Origin of the sequence: Nostoc sp. 'Lobaria pulmonaria (5183) cyanobiont' (assembly GCF_002949795.1) — a bacterium.
In the GTDB taxonomy this organism is placed as follows: domain Bacteria; phylum Cyanobacteriota; class Cyanobacteriia; order Cyanobacteriales; family Nostocaceae; genus Nostoc.
In genome coordinates this window covers 1,626,478-1,646,769 of record NZ_CP026692.1, presented here as the reverse complement: position 1 = coordinate 1,646,769, position 20,292 = coordinate 1,626,478, and the positions used below count along the sequence as shown (strand labels likewise).

At 41.0% G+C, this 20,292-nt stretch carries 14 protein-coding genes; 12 read left to right on the top strand and 2 right to left on the bottom strand.

The window, feature by feature from the left end; all coding sequences use genetic code 11:
• The first annotated feature begins 331 nt into the window (after positions 1-331).
• The 10 genes from clpB to NLP_RS07010 all read left to right on the top strand — a co-directional run bounded on the left by clpB (position 332) and on the right by NLP_RS07010 (position 15,967).
• Positions 332-2,974, top strand: a complete 2,643-nt coding sequence (clpB, locus tag NLP_RS07055) for an ATP-dependent chaperone ClpB (protein WP_104905773.1) — start codon at positions 332-334, stop codon at positions 2,972-2,974.
• Positions 2,975-3,857: 883 nt separating this feature from the next.
• The gene (hpsA, locus tag NLP_RS07050) at positions 3,858-8,690 is read left to right on the top strand and encodes a hormogonium polysaccharide biosynthesis protein HpsA (RefSeq protein ID WP_104905772.1); all 4,833 of its coding nucleotides are present in this window, start codon (positions 3,858-3,860) and stop codon (positions 8,688-8,690) included.
• Between the two features lie 194 nt (positions 8,691-8,884).
• Positions 8,885-9,595 carry a hormogonium polysaccharide secretion pseudopilin HpsB gene (gene hpsB / locus NLP_RS07045; protein WP_104905771.1) on the top strand — a complete coding sequence of 237 codons (711 nt, stop codon included), beginning with the start codon at positions 8,885-8,887 and terminating at the stop codon, positions 9,593-9,595.
• Positions 9,596-9,666: 71 nt separating this feature from the next.
• The gene (gene hpsC / locus NLP_RS07040) at positions 9,667-10,680 is read left to right on the top strand and encodes a hormogonium polysaccharide secretion pseudopilin HpsC (RefSeq protein WP_104905770.1); all 1,014 of its coding nucleotides are present in this window, start codon (positions 9,667-9,669) and stop codon (positions 10,678-10,680) included.
• A 38-nt stretch (positions 10,681-10,718) separates the two neighbouring features.
• Positions 10,719-11,438, top strand: coding sequence for a prepilin-type N-terminal cleavage/methylation domain-containing protein (locus NLP_RS07035; protein WP_104905769.1), 720 nt, complete (start codon positions 10,719-10,721; stop codon positions 11,436-11,438).
• Between the two features lie 190 nt (positions 11,439-11,628).
• A complete protein-coding gene (gene hpsE / locus NLP_RS07030; protein ID WP_104905768.1) occupies positions 11,629-12,603 on the top strand; it encodes a hormogonium polysaccharide biosynthesis glycosyltransferase HpsE in 975 nt (324 codons plus the stop codon).
• A gap of 31 nt (positions 12,604-12,634) precedes the next feature.
• Positions 12,635-13,615, top strand: a complete 981-nt coding sequence (gene hpsE, locus NLP_RS07025; RefSeq protein ID WP_234017240.1) for a hormogonium polysaccharide biosynthesis glycosyltransferase HpsE — start codon at positions 12,635-12,637, stop codon at positions 13,613-13,615.
• Entirely contained in the window at positions 13,612-14,667 is a 1,056-nt protein-coding gene (locus tag NLP_RS07020; protein WP_104905766.1) for a glycosyltransferase, read from the top strand. Before hpsE (NLP_RS07025) ends, NLP_RS07020 begins: the two co-directional genes overlap by 4 nt.
• Positions 14,633-15,280, top strand: coding sequence for a pilus assembly FimT family protein (locus NLP_RS07015; RefSeq protein ID WP_104905765.1), 648 nt, complete (start codon positions 14,633-14,635; stop codon positions 15,278-15,280). The genes NLP_RS07020 and NLP_RS07015 overlap by 35 nt, the downstream gene beginning before the upstream one ends.
• A gap of 33 nt (positions 15,281-15,313) precedes the next feature.
• Positions 15,314-15,967 carry a TIGR04282 family arsenosugar biosynthesis glycosyltransferase gene (locus NLP_RS07010; RefSeq protein ID WP_104905764.1) on the top strand — a complete coding sequence of 218 codons (654 nt, stop codon included), beginning with the start codon at positions 15,314-15,316 and terminating at the stop codon, positions 15,965-15,967.
• A 140-nt stretch (positions 15,968-16,107) separates the two neighbouring features.
• Here NLP_RS07010 and NLP_RS07005 read toward each other — a convergent pair whose 3' ends face one another.
• The gene (locus NLP_RS07005; RefSeq protein ID WP_104905763.1) at positions 16,108-16,764 is read right to left on the bottom strand and encodes an NAD(P)H-binding protein; all 657 of its coding nucleotides are present in this window, start codon (positions 16,762-16,764) and stop codon (positions 16,108-16,110) included.
• Positions 16,765-16,942: 178 nt separating this feature from the next.
• On the opposite strand from NLP_RS07005, the gene NLP_RS07000 reads away from it, so the two are divergent.
• Positions 16,943-17,614 carry a DUF1997 domain-containing protein gene (locus NLP_RS07000; RefSeq protein ID WP_104905762.1) on the top strand — a complete coding sequence of 224 codons (672 nt, stop codon included), beginning with the start codon at positions 16,943-16,945 and terminating at the stop codon, positions 17,612-17,614.
• 104 nt (positions 17,615-17,718) lie between these two features.
• On the opposite strand, the gene NLP_RS06995 is transcribed toward NLP_RS07000, so the two are convergent.
• The gene (locus NLP_RS06995; protein WP_104905761.1) at positions 17,719-18,189 is read right to left on the bottom strand and encodes a DUF4079 domain-containing protein; all 471 of its coding nucleotides are present in this window, start codon (positions 18,187-18,189) and stop codon (positions 17,719-17,721) included.
• 195 nt (positions 18,190-18,384) lie between these two features.
• Between NLP_RS06995 and NLP_RS06990 the strand changes: the two genes are divergently transcribed.
• Positions 18,385-19,668 (top strand): ankyrin repeat domain-containing protein, encoded by a 1,284-nt coding sequence (locus NLP_RS06990; protein ID WP_104905760.1) that lies wholly within the window; start codon positions 18,385-18,387, stop codon positions 19,666-19,668.
• Positions 19,669-20,292 lie beyond the last annotated feature (624 nt).

Below are 20,292 nucleotides of genomic sequence, written 5' to 3'. Positions count from 1 at the left end.
ATCCTATTAGTATTACCCCAATACTGTCCTTGATGAGCAACATTAATAGCGACGCCGAATAGCCCGTCCTAGACACCGCTCCAATAACACCATCGGGGAAAGTCTGCTCATAACAGTATTTTCGTTTTAAATTAGGAAATAGGCAATGGATTAAACTATCATCAATTGCCAATCCCAAATTGCCACCGGAGATACACGCGGATATACGCTGACGAATGTTTGGATAATTATCTGGGTATTAAGGAGTAGGGTTACAACCACTCCCAACTCCCTACTACCTTTAATAATCCCCAATCCTTAAACTAAAAATCCAAATTCCAAAATTTTAAAGATGCAACCTACAGATCCCAATAAATTTACTGATAAAGCCTGGGAAGCAATTGTTAAATCTCAGGATATAGTCCGTGCTTATCAACAACAGCAACTAGATGTTGAACATTTAATTATTGCCCTGTTAGAAGAACCCACTAGTCTAGCAATACGTATCCTGGCTCGATCTGAGGTCGATCCAATCCGCTTGCAGCAGCAGCTAGAAGCGTTTACCCAACGTCAGCCGAAAGTTGGTAAAAGCGATCAGCTTTACCTTAGCCGCAATTTGGATATTTTACTAGACCGAGCCGAGGAAGCTAGAGCTAGGATGAAAGACTCCTACATTTCCGTGGAACACATACTTTTGGCCTTTGCTGAAGACGATCGCATTGGGCGAAAGATACTCAAAGGCTTTAGCGCGGATGCACCTAAACTCGAAGCTACTATCAAAACTATTCGCGGTAGCCAAAAGGTGACAGATCAAACCCCAGAATCCCGCTATGACGCCTTACAAAAATTTGGTAGAGATTTGACAGAACAGGCAAAAGCTGGAAAACTCGACCCGGTAATTGGGCGGGATGATGAAATTCGGCGGGTAATTCAAGTATTGTCTCGTCGTAGCAAAAATAACCCCGTACTGATTGGGGAACCTGGAGTAGGTAAAACAGCGATCGCAGAAGCATTAGCACAGCGAATGGTAAACGGTGATGTTCCTGAATCTCTGAAAAACCGCAAGTTGATCTCGTTAGATATCGGCAGTTTAATTGCTGGGGCAAAATTGCGAGGAGAATTTGAAGAACGTCTAAAAGCGGTTCTCAAAGAAGTTACTGAATCTAACGGTGACATTGTTCTGTTTATTGACGAACTACATACCGTAGTCGGCGCAGGTTCCAGCCAACAAGGGGCAATGGACGCGGGAAATCTGCTTAAACCAATGCTGGCGCGGGGAGAACTACGTTGTATTGGTGCGACTACCCTCGATGAGTTCCGCAAACACATTGAGAAAGACGCTGCCCTAGAACGCCGCTTTCAGCAAGTATTTGTGGATCAGCCAAGTGTGGAAAATACTATTTCCATTCTGCGGGGGTTGAAAGAACGCTATGAAGTTCATCACAACGTCAAAATTTCTGATTCGGCTTTGGTAGCAGCAGCAACACTGTCAGCGCGTTACATTAGCGATCGCTTCTTACCAGATAAAGCCATTGACTTAGTGGATGAAGCAGCAGCACAGTTGAAAATGGAAATTACCTCCAAACCAGCAGAATTGGAAACCATCGATCGCCGTCTCATGCAGTTAGAAATGGAAAAGCTGTCATTAGCTGGCGAAGAAAAAGGTACTTCCCAAACGAAAGAACGTTTGCAGCGAATTGAGCAAGAAATCGCCAATTTAACGGAAAAACAGCAAATATTTAATGAGAAATGGCAAGGTGAAAAGCAGATATTGGAGGCGATAAGCGCCTTAAAGAAAGAAGAAGATGCGCTGCGAGTCCAAATTGAACAGGCGGAACGTGCTTATGATCTAAATAAAGCTGCCCAACTGAAATATGGCAAATTGGAGGGAGTGCAGCACGATCGCGAAGCCAAAGAAGCGAGTCTTTTAGAAATTCAAAACCAAGGTTCCACTTTACTGCGAGAACAAGTCACCGAAGCCGATATTGCGGAAATCGTCGCCAAGTGGACAGGAATCCCCGTCAATCGCCTGTTGGAATCGGAACGGCAAAAATTACTGCAACTAGAAAGTCATTTACATCAACGAGTCATTGGGCAAGAAGAGGCTGTAGAAGCAGTCGCAGCAGCAATTCGCCGCGCCCGTGCGGGGATGAAAGATCCCTCTCGTCCTATTGGTTCATTTTTGTTCATGGGCCCCACGGGCGTAGGCAAAACCGAACTCGCCCGTGCTTTAGCTCAGTTTCTCTTTGATTCTGATGATGCATTGGTGCGCTTGGATATGTCTGAGTATATGGAAAAACACTCAGTTTCTCGGTTAGTGGGAGCGCCTCCAGGATACGTAGGCTATGAAGAAGGCGGTCAACTTTCCGAGGCGGTTCGCCGCCGTCCTTATTCGGTGGTGCTGCTGGATGAAGTGGAAAAGGCGCATCCCGATGTGTTCAATATTTTATTGCAGGTGCTAGACGATGGGAGAGTTACTGACTCTCAGGGAAGAACGGTAGATTTTCGCAACAGCGTCATTGTAATGACCAGTAACATTGGTAGCGAACATATCTTGGATGTAGCTGGTGATGATTCCAAATATGAAAAAATGCGGGTCAGGGTAATGGAAGCCTTGCGATCGCATTTCCGCCCGGAATTTCTCAACCGCGTTGATGATATTATTCTCTTCCATACCTTAAGTCGCACGGAAATGCGGCATATCATCCGCATTCAACTCAAACGGGTAGAAAATCTCCTCCGCGAACAAAAAATCTTCTTTGAGATTTCCCAATCTGCCTGCGATCACCTTGTCGAATCAGGCTATGACCCAGTTTACGGTGCCCGCCCACTCAAACGGGCAATTCAGCGAGAAGTAGAAAACCCCCTCGCCACCAAGTTATTGGAAAATACTTTTATCTCTGGAGACACGATTATCATTGATAAAAATGAAAACGGTCTGTCTTTTAGCAAAAAAGTGCCAGTGAAGGTGTCAGTACCACAAATTGCTACATAGCATCTGGCGTCTCCCCTTCACTCAACGGGAGAGGCTAGCGCCTGCCGTATCCAAAGGGTTGTAGGGAGAAAACCAAAAAACCAAACTGGCTTGGATAGACAAACAAAGTCTAAGAATAATTGAGGGTTTGAAACCCACAGAGGTGGTTAAACCCCGTATAGTTGCGGTTTATAACCACCTTTTTAACATTACAGCTATTTATCAGGTAAATAGACCACGCAGTAGGGGCGCAAGGCCTTGCGCCCCTAGAACAGATGTGGTTCAAATACTTGAATTCTGCTGTAATGTGACTGCGTGTTGCATCTATGATGCCTAGTAGCTTCTGCCACAGGGTACTAATTTTTCGTACCTTGTGGCAGAAGCTTGCTTACCTTTAAAGGTGGTTGTGGGATTTACACCAAGGTGTGCTAGTTAGTGAGTAATTAATCAAAGCAATGCGAACAACAAGATTCCCGACTTCTTAATTAAAGAAGTCGGGAATCTAAGCCGCACATCTGATTACTTTGCATCTCACTGATATCTTTTCTTTAACAGATGGGTATTATAAGCCTACTCTGCTGACAACATCTTCATAAATTTGTATTCAAATCAAACACATTTACGCAAATATACTGTGAAGTAATGCTCTTATTATTTATCAGACTTGAACTAAATCATTCTGAAAAAATCAGTGTTTACCGGATAAAATGAACAATTTATAAATGATATAACTTTAATAAATTATCTTTTTTTATATCTACTTTATTTGGAAGTTAGTAAAGCCAAATGTAGTAGTTAGATAAATATCCTCTCATTTAATGCCTGTAAAAATACTTGATAGGCATAAATGAAAACTTTGACAAAATAGAAAATCCGCTATAATCCACTTGGTCAGGAAGCAGCTATGTCTCGAAAACGTCAGCTATTCAAGGTAATTAAAAAAACATTCAGACAAATTAGCAAGCAGTTTTTATCTGCAATAAATAAGCAAATTATTTGGCTGTTGCGAGTTATTTCTGGTACTCAAAGAAGACGTGGCTCGATTAACTCTGGCTTTGTATTGCCAACAGTGGCGATGGTAGTTTTGGTAGTCGTGCTATTAACAACTGCAATTTTATTTCGGTCTTTTGAGCGTTCTAAAAATGCTAGTAACGTCCGCGTGAATGAAGCAACAATGCAAGCCGCCACCCCTGCATTAGAAAGGGCTAAAGCCAAAATAACTGCACTGTTTGCTGACCCGACTCTACCACGCTCTGTCCCATCAAATCTAACCCTATACAATACCTTAATTAATAAACTTTCTATCTATACATTTGGTGATGAAACTCCTATAACCCTGGCTTATAACCTTAATAAAAGTACTTCAAATCCGATGATTGAAGCAGGTAGTAGTATGGCTTTAGAAAATCAAGAAAACATACAAACAGCCTGGAAATTTCCTGCCGATACAGATAATAACGGTAAATTTGATAGCTTTATTCTCTATGGTCTCTACTTCCGCACTCCTCCCCAAACTGGTACAACCCAAACCAGAAGTAGAAGCCCACTAGATGCTAGAACCCCTCCTATGCTACCAGCTAAGGCAGGTGGAGCTTGTGACATAGCTGGTGATACTAGTGCCAGCTTAGTAGGTAGTTCGGGTTGGTATAAGCTACCAACTGGCGAATTGAAAAAAAGCTTTTTCGTTTATGCAGTAACGGTTCCCATTAGTGATATTGCTCAAGCTGCTTCTCTTGATACAACCAAATATGAGAAGTATCGAGGCAATAAGGGCTTTTCTGCATTAGAAATGCAACAAGATCGCAGTCAAGTTTCTATTACTAATAATGCTGTTGTCTATGAAGATGACTTAGATATTACACCAGGGCCTAGATTCCGTCTCAATGGACGCATATTTACCAACAGTAATTTATTTACTGCTAAAACTAGTCAAGATATAACCCTATTTCAGGTCAGTAGTAGGTATTCATGTTATTACGAACGTGAAAATGGCAAGATAGTTGTTGGCGGTAATATTGCAACTAGTAGTCCAATCAGTACAAGTAATACAGGTGGAACACGTGTAGATTTATTTGTAGAAAATAATGCACCTGATACAACTAAATCTTTGGTAGGTACTAATAAAACTACCTCAGATAACTCGAGTGACATTGCCTATAACACTCAGGCTTATGCTCAACGCATAGACTTATTAGTGAAGGCACAACTTAACAATGCTGCTACTACTGACCCTCAAGAAATCAGAACTAATATAAGCAACAGGATTCTAAGCGATCCAAGCTTAGATGCGAATAAAGTACGTAAGGAAGAATTAGAAAATTGGTTCCGTAAGCGTACTAGGCGTGTACCATTTAAAGAAGTTCTTTATGGTAATTCTGCTATTGAAAAATCTGCTGGTGTCGATTACACCACAGCAGATGCAGCAACTTTTATGAACGGTTCTGTTAATACGCTACGTCCAATGGATGCGTGGATTTATCCAACAGATACTAATACAAAACTAACACTAAATACAGCGCAACTACCTACTGGAGATCCAGACGTTGTAGATAATACTCCTGTAATAGAAACACAGTTAGGCGATCGCATCGTAGTAGGCAACAACCTGCCTGAACTTATATGGGATAGCACAAAAGGAGACTTTGTAGGAGAGAATGATCCCCAAACCATCAGTCCTGCTGTGAAGTGGACAGGTAGCACTACCAAAGATCGAACTCGTACCACTCGCGTCAGACAGTTATCAGACTTAGGGGTAACAGGACGTGATGGTTTTTGGGAAATTTCAGCCGCTTCACCCCGATCTAATCCCCTTGATGTGGTCGGTGGACTGAGGGTGATTACGGGAGCAGGAGTATATAGACCTACAGGCTCTGGACTACCTACTCGTCCAACACCACCTGATGATCCAAGCACGCCAGTGTCGGTAGTCAACGAAAGTGCTGGCACAGTAGTCTGGACTGATACTATGCCTATGCTTGTACCCGATCCAACCGATCCTCTTAATGCGAGTAAACAAAAACGTGGTGATTTGGTAATGCGTGCCACGGCAGTTTATCACTACAAGTTTGATTCCTATGATCCTCAGGCGGCTACACCAGACGATTATCAAACACCCATGGCCTGTGTAAGTAGCTACTACAACCCTACCAATCAGGCAACAGCAACTACAAACACCTATAATCCCCTTGATTCGACAACAGTAGCAGCATCTAACAATGGGATTGTTTACGCTGCTCCCGCTACTACATCTGCTGGCATAACTAGAGGACAGACAGTAGATAGCAATGGTTTTTTTGCAGCTGCGACTAACGATGATGATGTTACTAACACTAGCGTAACTTTGCTAAATCGCTTGAAACATCAAGCTAACTTGGTATTTCCCAATGGTCGCCTTGTGAATCCTCTACTAAGGCAAGCTTTGGCCAAAGCAACAACCAGCAAACTTACTCTTTCTGAGCAATCAGCAATTGACTCTACCATCTGTGCAATACAGATTGCTGATGGCACTCTAGCTCAGAGTACTACCTACATTCCTCATGGTGCAATCATAGAAAGGGCATTTCTTGATGCCCGACAAATTAAAGCTATAGATAAAGGTGGTGCATTAACTGGAAACTACAATCTGGAAGTAGAACAGCGTCAGCCTCTAGAAATTCGTGCCACTACCATAGATTTAAGTAAGCTTCGTACACAAGCAATCGGCGCTGCATCCGATAAGGAATATCTATTGCCCAATAGCGGCATTATCTATGCCTCCCGTGATGATGCTCAAAAAGATGCCAGTAACTCAACTAGTGAAAATGTCAGTGCTAGTGACTACAGGCTCGATCCAGAACGGCGACCCAACGCTATTATGTTGATTAATGGCGGTGATTTGAGTCGCGAGACTAATTACAGAGCAGAAGAAAAAGGCTTAATTTTAGCAACTGAGCTACCAGTGTATGTTAAAGGCGATTTTAATCTGCACGCTAAACAAGAATTCAAAACCCCGGATCTTTTACCTGCTCCCAGCGCTTCTACCTACGATACTAAATTTTATACTCGTGCTGCGACAAACCGCGATCCTGACTTTGCTTGTCGGCCTAATGATTCCAGACTACCTAATTGCACAACAGGCGAAACCTGGCGACCAGCATCAGTAATTGCTGATGCTGTCACCTTGCTTTCTAATAGCTTCCGTGAAGGTTTCCGTAATGAGGGTGATTACGACTTGCGAAATAACCAAGGGAGCGATCCTAACCTCGTACTCAGCCGACTAAAGGTAGGTTTCTGGAATAACAACTTTGTCACTTCATCTAAATTCTTAATTGACTCTGGTGGTGATGCCTACTATCAAGGTACTCCCACTTCTAGCGACTCAGTAAACAATAACAGTTCCTACTTGAACAACTTCGTCACACCCATTCAACGCCGAGGAACTTTCCCAGAGTATGTAATGGAGATGTGCTTCAAGATACCAGTTTCGGAATGTGGAGTAACTGATTGGTATATTGGTTACGATGGCGATCGAACAATACAATCCTATAATCTTCCAACAAATGCAGAGCGTAGCAAACTCTTAGCTGGTACTACTGCCCAACCGGCACAGCCTGGTTTTGAAAGATTTGCCCGTCGGGTTGCCTACAAACGAAATAATTTGGGTCAGACAGTTGATGCTTCTGGTAATTTTATGGCTTTTAATACCGGTACTCCCGTTGTACTGGGCATAACAAGTGCAGCAAAGGTAGGCCTATTTAGTAACAGTAGCGACGGCATACCTCAATCAGCAAGTAATGCCCTATGGTTTGCAACTACAATAGATACTGATTACACTAAAGCACCAGGGTCAGGACTTGATAAGACAAAATACAACGCCACTAATCGTCTATTCTTCAGGTACCACAAACCACCAGCTTCTAGTTTGAGGGATTTTCCTGGAACTACAACAGGATTGATTCTTACAGCCAGAGATGCGACATACCAGCCGTTATTAGAACCTGTATTGCAATTACAGGTAACAACCGCAACACCTCAAGATAATAATTACCCCACTTTAGCAGGATCATCTAGTCTCGTTAAAAACACCAGATGGTTGTCTCAGGCAAGTGCAACCAATTTTAATCTAGTAGTTGCGGGTGGTGATACTCCTGCTCGTGTGGGTGCAAGTACTTACGAAATCAATGGGGGTTTGCATAACTTTGTGCGCTTCTTAGAAAACTGGAGTGGGATTGATGCCAATATCAACGGTTCATTCATCCAATTTAAACGCAGCATCTTTGCTAGCGCACCATTCCAAGCTTTTGTTAGACCAGGACCAACAACTGCTCCAGCAACTACTGCTGACCCTAATAATACTGACACTGCTAGCCTTGCTAAGAATAACAGTATCTTTTTCAGAGTTCTGTATTCTGACAGACCTGGTTACACATCAGATAGTACTTCTATAGGTGTTACTGGTGCTGGTGAAGCGCCTTATTATATACCTCCTAACCGTAACTGGGGTTTTGATGTGGCATTACTGGCGCAAAACCCCGACTTGTTTGCCCAGCGCTTTGTAACTCCAGCAGCAGATCCTCCAAGTGAATACTTCAGAGAAGTAGGCCGCGATGACCTTTGGGTGAAAACTCTGTTGTGTGCTGTCCAAACTCAAACAGCAGATGGGTTTGATACTGCGGACACTACTTACTTTGGTAGTGGTTTTAAATTTGCGCTACCTGCAACTGAACGTCCTACTAACTGCCAACTCCAACCATCCTAAAGTGTTTGAATGAGAGTTTTTACATCACTTTTCGGGTGAATAGACCACGTTAACAGACCTAGCCCAGCCCCCTCTTCGCCATTCGGGAAGAGGGGAAAATTCAAAGCCTCTCCCCTACAAGGTTTGGAGACAGGTTAAGAGTGTATTACACCCGATCGCAAATTACTTTAAAACATAGTATTAAAAAATTGAGTATGAACCCGCGCCAACTACAAGAATTATCTGCCCAGTCTAACGAATCAGGTTTTACGATCATTGAGTCGCTTGTGGCGATCCTCGTAGTTGCCATTTTGCTAGTAGCGATCGCACCTGTCTTAGTAATGTCAACAGCAACTCGTGTGCAAGCTAAACGGGTCGAATTGGCAACAGGAGCGGCTAAAGCCTTCATTGATGCTATTAAGTCTAAAACAATCCCAGAAGATCAAGTATCAAATACTACTTCACTTAGTGCTGCAACTGCTGCTGCACCTAGAACAGTATCAAGCTCAACTACCAGTGGTGACTATTTAATCAGTAGTGCAGGTGTTCCCGCAGACGCAACTAGTTTGTATTGCTTTCACAATGATGGCAAAATAAATCTACCAAGCGACTGTACAACCTACAAAACAACCAGTCCAGTTCAGTTTTACATTCAGGCTTTTGGCAATGCAGTTGGAACTATCAGCACAAGTAGCGCTCAAATTGATAGCGGTCAAAGCTATCGTTTGGGAGTTCGGGTATATCGTTCAGATGCCTTCATCGGTACTGGTAGCTTGAAAAAAAGTAGTGACAGCAATGGAAAAACAGCAGCAACATTCACAGGGGGACTAGGCGATCGCAAAGCACCCCTAGTAGAAATGACAACTGAAATTGTCAGGGGTCAAAGCTCTTATAGCGCTTTGTGCAATCGCCTTGGTGGTTGTTAACCATTATTAACCCGGTAAACATAAATGATTTCATGACTCAGTATCGGTCACTAAGGAGAACCTGTAGCAAAATGAATATATTGAGGTGGCTGTTAAGTACTCAGCTAAAACCCTCTCACAAACAAAACAAAAATAGTGGCTTCACCCTGATTGAATTATTGGTGGCTATGCTCATTGCATTTTTAGTAATTACGCCGTTACTAAGTTTTATGATCAGTGTTTTAAACACTGATGGTCAGGAACAAGCCAAAGCAAACTCTGAGCAAGAAATTAAAGCTGCACTAGATTATATTACTCGCGATCTCCAACAAGCAATATATATATATGATGCGACTGGAATTGCTTGTCTAAGCGGTACTGTTGATGCTAGTGCCGCTAATACTTGCCCAAATGCAAGTACAACTGGGAATCAACTACCTAGTGGAACAGATAAAGTTCCTGTGCTTGTTTTTTGGAAACGAGAGTTACTTAGTCAAACAATTACAATTACAGGCACTCAAAAAGATGATACTTTTGTTTACTCATTAGTTGCCTACTATTTAATTAAAGACACTAATACTACTTGGTCTAACGCTGCACGCATTGCTAGATGGGAAATTAAAGATGGCGTTCCAAGTACTGCTGCTACAGTAGCAGTAGGTGCTTGCGATGGATTTCCCACCGAAAAATATCTCCCATGTCCAGATAAAGGTTTTAAACCATTTGACTTGTCACAAAAGGGCATAACATTACAAGCAAAAATGAATAGTTGGGCAAGAGGGGGGACTTACGATCAAGTTCCCGTGGTGTTGGTTGATTTTATAGATCAAACAACAATAGCACAGGGAGCGCCAGCAGCAACATGCTCTACTGGCTTTAATCAAGTTCCAGTAGCAGCAACTACTGTCAAAACAGGATTCTATGCTTGTATAAATTCAGTTGGCGCAGATAATAGAAGTGCTGCGGAAGTTTATTTAAGAGGTAATGCACAAGCTCGCCTAATACAAAATGATGAAACTAAAGTACGTTACGCGCAGAATCAATCTAGTTATTTTCCGAGTGCGAACATTAAGGTTCAAGGAAGTAGCTTTATCTTTACCAAATAGCTTTTATCTTTGACAAATATTAATAAAAGCAGGATAGTATGCCGAATATTCCTAGTTTAAGACTATTAAATTATTTCCAGTTGCACAGCCGAGAAACAAAGCTAAAGCAGCAATATTTAGCAAATAGACCCTCTACCGATGGCTACAATCAACAAGATGCTGGATTTAGTCTTATAGAGTTAATAGTAGTACTGCTGTTAGTAGGAATTTTAGCTGCGATCGCAGCTCCTGGTTGGGCTGCCTTTATAAATCGACAACAAATAAATAAGATTAACGATGCCGTTTTCGCCGCACTGCAACAAGCACAACGTGAAGCTAAAAACAAAAAACTTAGCTACAGTGTCAGTTTTCAGAGAAATAGCACAACCCAAAATGTAGAGGTTGCTATTTATCGTACCGATGCAGCAACCGCCACATGGACATGGAAACCTTTAGGGGGCGATGTGGGAGCCAATTCTGATAAATTTTTGCTGGGTGGAAATCTTAGTGGAGAAAACATTGCTAATACTACTACTAATTCTCCTGTCTCATACCCTTTAAGTACATCAGCAAAAATTACTTTTGACTATATGGGAGCTCTAACTTTGCCAAATAACTTTGGAACAGTCGCAGCAGGTACAGAGCCACCTGGGTTAAAAATAGTGGTAGCTGTACCAAGCTCTGCAAATCCTACATCGGCTGGTAGCGTAAAGCGATGCGTCATTGTGAAAACTCTCTTAGGCTCAATGCTGACAGCAAAAGATGATAAATGCAGTTAAGTAATTTAACTACCAATATTTATTTAAAAATACGTAATATTGCTGTACATAAAACTGCACATTGATAGCAAAATTGAAACATCATGTGCAGTTTTAATGTTTAATAGATTTATAAGAGAGAGCCATTGATAAATTAGCCATTGCCTGAACATAATAAAAAGCGTCATCATCAAAATATACTTTTCGGAAAATGACTGAGAACCTTGACTTTACTGTAGCTATCCCAACTTATAACGGTGAAAGTCGTTTGCCTGAACTACTAGAACGACTGCAAAACCAACTTCACACCGAAAATTTATCTTGGGAAATTATAGTTGTAGACAACAACAGCACTGATAACACAGCTAAAGTTGTTCAAACCTATCAAAAAGATTGGCAATGTCCTTACCCTTTAAAGTATTGCTATGAAGCAAAACAAGGCGCAGCTTATGCCCGAAAAAGGGCAGTTGCAGAAGCTAAAGGTAGACTCATAGGTTTTCTAGATGATGACAACTACCCAGCATCAAATTGGGTATTAGCAGCTTATATTTTTGGTGAAAAATATCCGAAGACGGGAGCTTATGGCAGCCAAATTCATCCTGACTGGGAAGTAGAACCACCGGAAAACTTTCAGCGAATTGCTCCATTCTTAGCAATTACAGAGCGAGGTAATTTACCACTCTTATATGAAGCATCTAAAAAATTACTACCACCATCTGCCGGACTTGTTGTCCGTAAACAAGCCTGGTTAGAAAGTGTACCAGATAAGTCTATTTTAACTGGGAGAGTTAAAGGCAGTATGCTTACCAGTGAAGACTTAGAAATGTTGTCTTATATCCAAAAAGCAGGATGGGAAGTTTGGTACAACCCAGAAATGGAAATTTATCACAAAATACCTAAACTTCGTTTGCAAAAAGATTATTTAATTCCATTTTTTAGAGGTATTGGATTTAGCCGTTACGTAACTAGAATGGTTAATGTGAAACAGATATATAGACCAGTTGCTTTTTTCGCTTATATGATAAATGACCTGCGTAAAATTATTTTACACTTACTTAAATATCGAACTATGGTGAGAACTGATTTAGTAGCTGCTTGCGAAATGCAACTATTTTTAAGTAGCTTTATTAGTCCTTTTTATCTTTGGAAACATGGCTATTTAAATAAAAATATAATTAGAAATTAATCTTTTGTTTGTTTATTTATTTATTATGTATATGGATATTGAAAAATTAGATTTAACGGTAGCTATTCCTACATACAATGGTGCAAAGCGTTTGCCTAAAGTTTTAGATTTGCTACTCAATCAAATAGGTATAGAAAGCCTAAATTGGGAAGTTATTATTATTGACAACAATAGTAAAGATGAGACGAATAAAGTAACTGATTGTTACCAAAATAAATTTAATCAAAACTTTAAATTGAGGTATTTTCAAGAAAAACAACAGGGAATAGCATTTGCAAGAATGCGGGCTATTAATGAAGCTAGAGGTGAGTTTATTGCATTCATGGATGATGATAATCTCCCTGCATCTGATTGGGTTTTCCAGTCTTATACTTTTGGCAAAGAGAATCCTCATGCTGGTGCCTGGAGTGGTCAAATCCACGGTGATTTTGAAGTAAGCCCCCCAAAAGATTTTACAAGAATTCAAGCCTTTCTAGCTATCAGGGAACATGGACTACAACCATATTTATTTGATGCAGATAATTTAAGACTTCCTCCAGGAGCTGGGTTGGTTGTTCGTAAGCAAGCTTGGTGTGAAAGTGTTCCTGAAGAATTGGTTTTTAAGGGTAGACTGAGTAATTTGATGGTTGGGGGGGATGATACAGAAGCTCTCTTATATTTACACAAAGCAGGTTGGGAAATCTGGTATAATCCTGCAATGCATATCAATCATCAAATCCCACATTGGAGGTTAGAACAAGATTATTTGCTGCTGCTAGCGCGTGGTTGTGGTCTGTGTATTTTCCAGCTACGCTTAATCAATGCTAAAACCTGGCAAAAACCAATAGTTTTAATTAAAACTATCTTAGGAAATCTACAACGAGTATTACAGCATTTTATTAAGTATAGAGGTCAATTAAAAACTAATTTAATTATCCTTTTTGAAATTAATTTTTACTTGGCTAGCATGGTCAGTCCTTTTTATTCTCTAAGATGGAAATTAGACAGAATTTTAGGAAATACAACAAAATGATTAAATCAGCTTTTGATGTAACAGTTATTTCTGTAATTATACCAGCTTACAATAGCGAAAAAACCATTAAAGAAACAATTCAATCTGTTTTAAATCAAACTTTTACTAACTTTGAATTAATTGTAATAAACGATGGTTCGCAAGACTCAACTTTAGAGATTATTACACAAATTAAAGACGCTCGAATAAAAATATTTTCTTATCCCAACGCTGGCGGAAACGTCAGTCGTAACCGAGGGCTAAACCGTGCAGTTGGAAAATTTGTTAGTTTCTTAGATGCAGATGATCTTTGGACACCTGATAAACTTGAATCTCAATTAAAGGCTCTGCAAGAAAATTCGACTGCGAAAGTTGCTTACAGTTGGACTGATTATATTGATGCGAATGGTAAATTGGTGCTTTCAGGTAAGCGCATTAATCTAAATGCAAATATTTATGAAAGTTTATTGCTAAGTAACTTTCTAGAGAATGGCTCCAATCCCTTAATTTGTAGAGAGGCTTTAATTAAGTTAGGTGGCTTTGATGAATCTCTAACTGCGGCTCAGGATTTGGATATGTGGCTGCGATTAGCCTCCAACTTTGATTTTATCTGTGTACCATCTGTACAAATCTTATATCGCATAAGCACTAATTCAGTTTCTTCCAATCTTGTCAGACAGGAAAAAACCTGCTTGCAAGTGCTTGAGAAAGCGTATAAGGAAAAACCTTCAACACTTAAGCAGAGTTGGAATATAAGCCTAGCAAATTTATATAAATATCTGGCCTGCAAAGCTCTACAAAAGCCATTTAATCGGCAAAAAGGTCTAGCCGCTGCTAGATTTCTGTGGAAGTATTTTATTAACGACCCTTCAAGACTTCAAAATATAAATTTCAGCTTAAAATTATTCTTGAAAATCCTCATAATTTTTACTTCGCCCACCTTGCTCTACAGTATTATTGATCGGCGCGAAGTCAGAAGCCAAGAAGCTGAAACATTGCTCAACATCTGGGTAGCTGAAAATCGACCAGAAAGCAAAAATGGATATCCAAGTGCATTTACGATCTCTAGTTAATGCAAAAAATCTCTGGAATAATTACTCTAACAGTGGTTTTACCTTACTAGAGATGTTAGTTATCGTTGTATTAATTGGTATATTAGGTACCATCGGAATATCCAATTGGTTGGCTTTTGTAGAGACTCGCCGTCTCAACACTTCCCAAAATGAGGCTTATTATGCTATGCGCCAAGCACAAAGCCAAGCCACCAAAGATAAATTGACTAAGCAAGCCAGTTTTCGTATAGAAAATGGTGTTGTGCAATGGGCAGTTCATCAAGCAGAAGCAGGACAGTTCATTCCTGATACTGTTAAAAACAGTGGTACCCTATGGCATAATCTTGAGCCAAATATTCGCATTTACGAAGAGGAAAACAATAAAGGAAAAAAGGAAACAACTTTACAAAAACATACTTCACAGCAAATGTGGCGAGTTTTATTTAACTATCACGGTTGTCCTATCTCTGAAATTGGAAATCAGTGTACAGTAGGCGGATTAGGACAGATAACCTTCTACAGCTTGAATGGTGGTAAAGCTAGACGTTGTGTCTATGTTTCTACAATTTTGGGGGCTATGCGAACGGGAAAAGATCATCCTAGAGCCAACGAAAACGACAAGTATTGCTATTAAGATTATTTTTAGTTGTTTAAACCAAGGTATTGTGTGCTGAACTTACCAGCAAGCCCAAAACAGCACCTGATTGTTTTCACTCGCTATCCAGAACCAGGTAAGACAAAAACCCGATTGATACCTGTTTTGGGAACTGTTGGTGCTGCCAATCTTCAACGGGAAATGACCGAGCATACAATATTTCAGGTTCAAGAATTGCAAAAAGCTGTTGCTATATCTGTGGAAGTGCGGTTTGCAGGTGGCGATTCGCAACTTATGCAAGACTGGTTGGGGTTGGATTTGGTTTACCAGTCTCAAGGTGGAGGGGATCTAGGTTTGCGGATGGCGCGATCGCTTTTTGATGCTTTTCAATCTGGTGCAGAAAAAGTAATTATCATTGGTACAGATTGCCCTGGAGTGAATGCCCAGATTTTAGCAACAGCCTTTGAGAAGTTAGACGCCTTTGACCTCATACTTGGACCTGCGCTCGATGGTGGATATTACTTAATTGGTTTACGCCAACCCATCCCGCAGCTATTCGTTAACATCGAGTGGGGAACTGCTCAAGTATTCCAGAAAACCGTGGATATTGCTCAGAAACTTAATTTATCATACGCGGACTTGTTGCCCTTAGCTGATGTTGACCGACCGGAGGATCTGCCAATTTGGGAACAAACCCTTGCAGAGGAGATGGAGCGATCGCTTTAGGGAGTGGAATCAAAGAGCGGTCAATTTAGATAATACAAGCTAATTGAAAAAGTGCGTAGGCATCACTTTTACACAAAGATGTGAGCCGATGATCTTGGGGATGAGAATAAGAGGCAGAAGCAATAAAATCCTGTAAAATATCAGCACTGCTGAAATAGCTCCTTAAAGCTTTTTGAGACTGCTTCAGGTTTAGCAACAATTTCGACAATTTTATTGCGTGCATCTGCTTCTAACAGCGCCTCAACAGCAACTTGGGCGACTTTCTGCCTGGGGATACTACCATCAAACAGTGTATCTGCACTCTGCATCACGATGCGGTCGGAGTTGTCTTCATTCTTCAACCCCCCAGGCCGGACAATTGTATAAGTAAGACCACTTTTCTGAATATACTCTTCAGCTTGTTTTTTCCACAATAAAATTAGCCAAAACAAGTTCAGAGGATGGAAAAGCCGAGAAGTACACAAAGAAGAAACTAAGATAAGATGCTCAATTCCCTTTGCCTTAGCAGCATCTACTAAATTTTTAGTCCCTTCAAAATCCACTTTATAGGGGCCAGTGGGGTCAAAGCTAGGTTTTGCCCCAGTCGCAACCAGCACAACTGTGCTATCTCCCAACGCAGCAGTTAAACTCTCTGGTTGTAACACGTCGCCTACCACTAATTCGGCTTCAGGAGACAGAATACCCCTAGCTTTCTCTATATCCCGCACCAAAGCTCGGACGGGAATATTCCGTGCTATCAATTCTTGCACAATCCGGCGACCTGTTTCACCTGTTGCCCCTGCTACAAATGCTTTCATGATAAATGCTATCCTGGGAAACTATTGTGTGCTTGTTCAGTTCTTTATTTTAGTAATTCTATGGAGTCGATCGCAGATTAATGAGGTTTCTGTCAAAATGGGATCTGAATGCGAAATGACCCAGGTGTGTGGGGAATCATTAATATAGACTAACGCCAAAATATACAGTAATGCATTTATGCTTTCAAGAAAAGGCGAATATAAATCCTGGGAAATAACAGAAGCAGTTTTACCTGTAGCGTCCAGCCAAGAAGCCGAGGAGACGTTAACAGAAACAAATGTAGCGACGCTCACAAAATTTTACGGTCGTTATCAAGATTTTATGGAAATGGCTGCCCCTGTAGAAAAGGTTGCTGAGTATCTTAATGCTCACGCCTCATGGTTTTCGCGCTGCGCTGAACCCATGAAGGTACAATCACTTGGGGAAAATGGCTATGCTTTAACAATTGGTCGTTTTGGTTCTTTTGGTTATGAAGTAGAACCGAAAATTGGTCTGGAATTGTTGCCCTCTGAGGAGGGTATTTACCGCATCCGTACAATCCCCATTCCTGACTACCAACCGCCTGGTTATGACGTAGACTATCACGCATCTCTACAGTTAATAGAAACCGATGTTTCTACTGGCATTGGTAAGGTTACAAGAGTTGAATGGGAATTGGATTTGATAGTTTATCTTCACTTTCCCAGATTTATTCAGCGATTACCCCAGTCTATAATTCAATCTACAGGCGATCGCTTACTTAATCAAATTGTCCGCCAAGTCTCCCGCCGCTTAACTCGCAAAGTTCAGGAAGATTTTCATAAATCTTTGGAAATACCTTTTCCTGGTAATTCTAAGAAAAAGTGGTAATTCAAGAACAATGCCGGAGACACTTTGCCTCCGGTCAAAAGCGGAGTTCAAGACACTCCGCCTCCGGTTAAAAGTCAAAAAACTCTAGATTTCTGAATACTTAACTATGCTTGAGTGAGAATTTTTTGGACAATTTGCACCCCAGTAACAGCCTGCCAAGCAAAAAGTCCCAAAAGGATAAAATTCAACAAAATGTGAGTTGCACGTGCCCAATTTGCCCCTTTCTGCATATAAGGAGACAAAGCAGCAGAAAATGCAATCAAACTCGTCATACCCAGTCCTGCTAGTAAGTGAGAACCGAAAAATAATTTGCCATTATTAATGTAAGTGACAGCCATAGCACCGATCGCACCTGCTACCATCAAAGCTAGGAGTATAGACCCCATTTGGTAGTGTCTGACGTTATATCTACCTTTAATCAGTTCTTTCTTTTCTTCCCCCTGAGCATTTCTGGTACGCTGTATTTGCAGCCCCAAATAGGCAGCATAAATTGAGAGTGCTAATAGCGCCCACATGAGCACAGGATGGACGAAGTTCAGCCAATATTTTACCGACGTAGAAAGTTCCAGACTCATCGTGTTCTCGCCTAATCATTAAATCTTCATAAAAATTAGCATAACTCTATTTTCTGTGCTTAAATTGGCACAAATTAAAAGAGACTCACCATCCTCACCGACTATTTTCCTTCGGCCTCTTGCCAAAGTGGATAAACAATCTCAGACTAAATTTTGAGGGTAGACGAACAAAATCCCCTGTGTGGGATCTGATCCATGACTGAAAACAAAGATACTTTGCTGCTTAAAGCTGCTAAAAGTGGTGATATTAAAGGGCTGTGTGCGCTACTAGCGGCTGGTACGAGGGTGGACGCGTGCGATCGCCAAGGCACTACGGCGTTAATGTTTGCTGCTAATTTAGGCTATACCGAAATTGTGCGATCGCTTCTGGATACTGGGGCAAATATCAACTTGCCCAGAAAACTCTATGGTTTGACGGCTTTGATGTTGGCGGCTAGTGCCAAACAGCTTGACATTGTGCAACTTTTACTATCTAGAGGTGCAGATGTTAATGCCACTAATGAAGATGGCAGTACAGCTTTAATGGCAGCAGTACTTAAAGGTCATATTGATGTAGTGCGAGTTTTATTGGCTGCTGATGCCCAAGTTAATATCGCAGATCGAGATGATGATACGGCGTTGAAACTCGCCGTGAAGCAGGGAAAAATAGAAGTTATAGAAGCAATTCTCCAAACTGGTGTTGATGTCAATATCCGAGATGAGGAGGGTGAGACACTCTTAATGCTAGCGGCAGACTTGGGACATCTAGAGATTGTGGAAGCACTGCTAGCAGCAGGGGCTGATGTGAATGTGAAAAACGCTGATGGTGGAACTGCCCTATCAGCAGCAGTAGCGGCTGGACACAGTGCGATCGCAGCAGCTTTACTAGATCGAGATGCCCAGATTAATCTCCAAGATAAAGATGGTGAAACTGCCTTACACCTTGCCGTTGTGGAAGGCTACATTGATGTAATGCAAATGTTACTTAACAGGGGTGCAGATGTCCAAATTAGCAACTACCTGGGCGATACACCACTGCTTGTAGCAGCATTGCAGGGACATAGCCAAATTGTCGAGGCACTGCTACGTTCTGGCGGAGATATAAATGGGAAAAATCTTGGTGAAGTACCTTTAACGTTGGCTGCATCACAAGGACACACGCAAACGGTGCAAGTTTTGTTAGACTATGGTGCTGATGTCAACACTCCAGGGGATGATGGCAAAACTGCTTTGATCAAGGCAACCGAACGCAAACACAAAGAGATCGTACATTTGTTGCTGGCAAAGGGGGCGGATGTAAATTTTCAAGATTCAACGAGGGCTACATCATTGATGTGGGCTGCTTCAGCAGGTTATGGCGAAATTGTGCAGTTATTACTCCAAGCTGGGGCAGATGTGAATTTGAAAAACCGGGGCGGTTATACTGCTTTGATGATTGCAGAATTTAATGGTTATAAGAATGTGGTGCGGAGTTTGCAACAAGCTGGGGCGCAAGAATAGAATAGCTATCTAAATTTTTCTTCATCTAAAATGTTTTCAGAGACAGGAGATTTCAAGGAAAGTGAGGTACACAACGATTCGTCTGTTACCCAGATATAAAGTGTGTTTTACTCTTGAATTCTGAATTCTGAATTTTGCTGTATATCTTGACAAATTATTAAATGAGGGTTAGTAACTTAAATACTAAAGAAGTTTAACTAATTACTAATTCGTAATGACACTCTTTATGAGACGCTGCGCTAGAAAGCGTCATTACCAATTACGAATTATTTTAAAATAACCAAGTCTAGACCTAAGAAATAAATAAAGCAAAACTCCGTCGTAGCTGTTGTGAACTTGCTACGGCGGAGAAAGAAAAAATTAAAACGCCAAAAGTGAGCAGACTAAATGCTTGCGTCACAAGGATAGAAAGAAAGCAAAAATGAAGAAGTAAATTTACCTTTTACTTTTTACCTTGTACCTTTTACCTTTTACCTGCTCTCCCCCTTAGCGTTTCCTACTGTGCTAGATGTGCAAAATATATAGTTTTTAATTGAACAGAAAAGTATTCTAACGATCATTTTTTATGTATTATCCGAAAGGCTAAATACAAACAATTCACCAAAAAAGGTTGATGTACAACCA

Coding starts and splice junctions, on each gene's coding strand:
- clpB (WP_104905773.1), top strand. CDS start 332: ATGCAACCTACAGATCCCAATAAATTTACTGATAAAGCCTGGGAAGCA.
- hpsA (WP_104905772.1), top strand. CDS start 3,858: ATGTCTCGAAAACGTCAGCTATTCAAGGTAATTAAAAAAACATTCAGA.
- hpsB (WP_104905771.1), top strand. CDS start 8,885: ATGAACCCGCGCCAACTACAAGAATTATCTGCCCAGTCTAACGAATCA.
- hpsC (WP_104905770.1), top strand. CDS start 9,667: ATGAATATATTGAGGTGGCTGTTAAGTACTCAGCTAAAACCCTCTCAC.
- NLP_RS07035 (WP_104905769.1), top strand. CDS start 10,719: ATGCCGAATATTCCTAGTTTAAGACTATTAAATTATTTCCAGTTGCAC.
- hpsE (WP_104905768.1), top strand. CDS start 11,629: ATGACTGAGAACCTTGACTTTACTGTAGCTATCCCAACTTATAACGGT.
- hpsE (WP_234017240.1), top strand. CDS start 12,635: ATGGATATTGAAAAATTAGATTTAACGGTAGCTATTCCTACATACAAT.
- NLP_RS07020 (WP_104905766.1), top strand. CDS start 13,612: ATGATTAAATCAGCTTTTGATGTAACAGTTATTTCTGTAATTATACCA.
- NLP_RS07015 (WP_104905765.1), top strand. CDS start 14,633: ATGGATATCCAAGTGCATTTACGATCTCTAGTTAATGCAAAAAATCTC.
- NLP_RS07005 (WP_104905763.1), bottom strand. CDS start 16,764: ATGAAAGCATTTGTAGCAGGGGCAACAGGTGAAACAGGTCGCCGGATT.
- NLP_RS07000 (WP_104905762.1), top strand. CDS start 16,943: ATGCTTTCAAGAAAAGGCGAATATAAATCCTGGGAAATAACAGAAGCA.
- NLP_RS06995 (WP_104905761.1), bottom strand. CDS start 18,189: ATGAGTCTGGAACTTTCTACGTCGGTAAAATATTGGCTGAACTTCGTC.
- NLP_RS06990 (WP_104905760.1), top strand. CDS start 18,385: ATGACTGAAAACAAAGATACTTTGCTGCTTAAAGCTGCTAAAAGTGGT.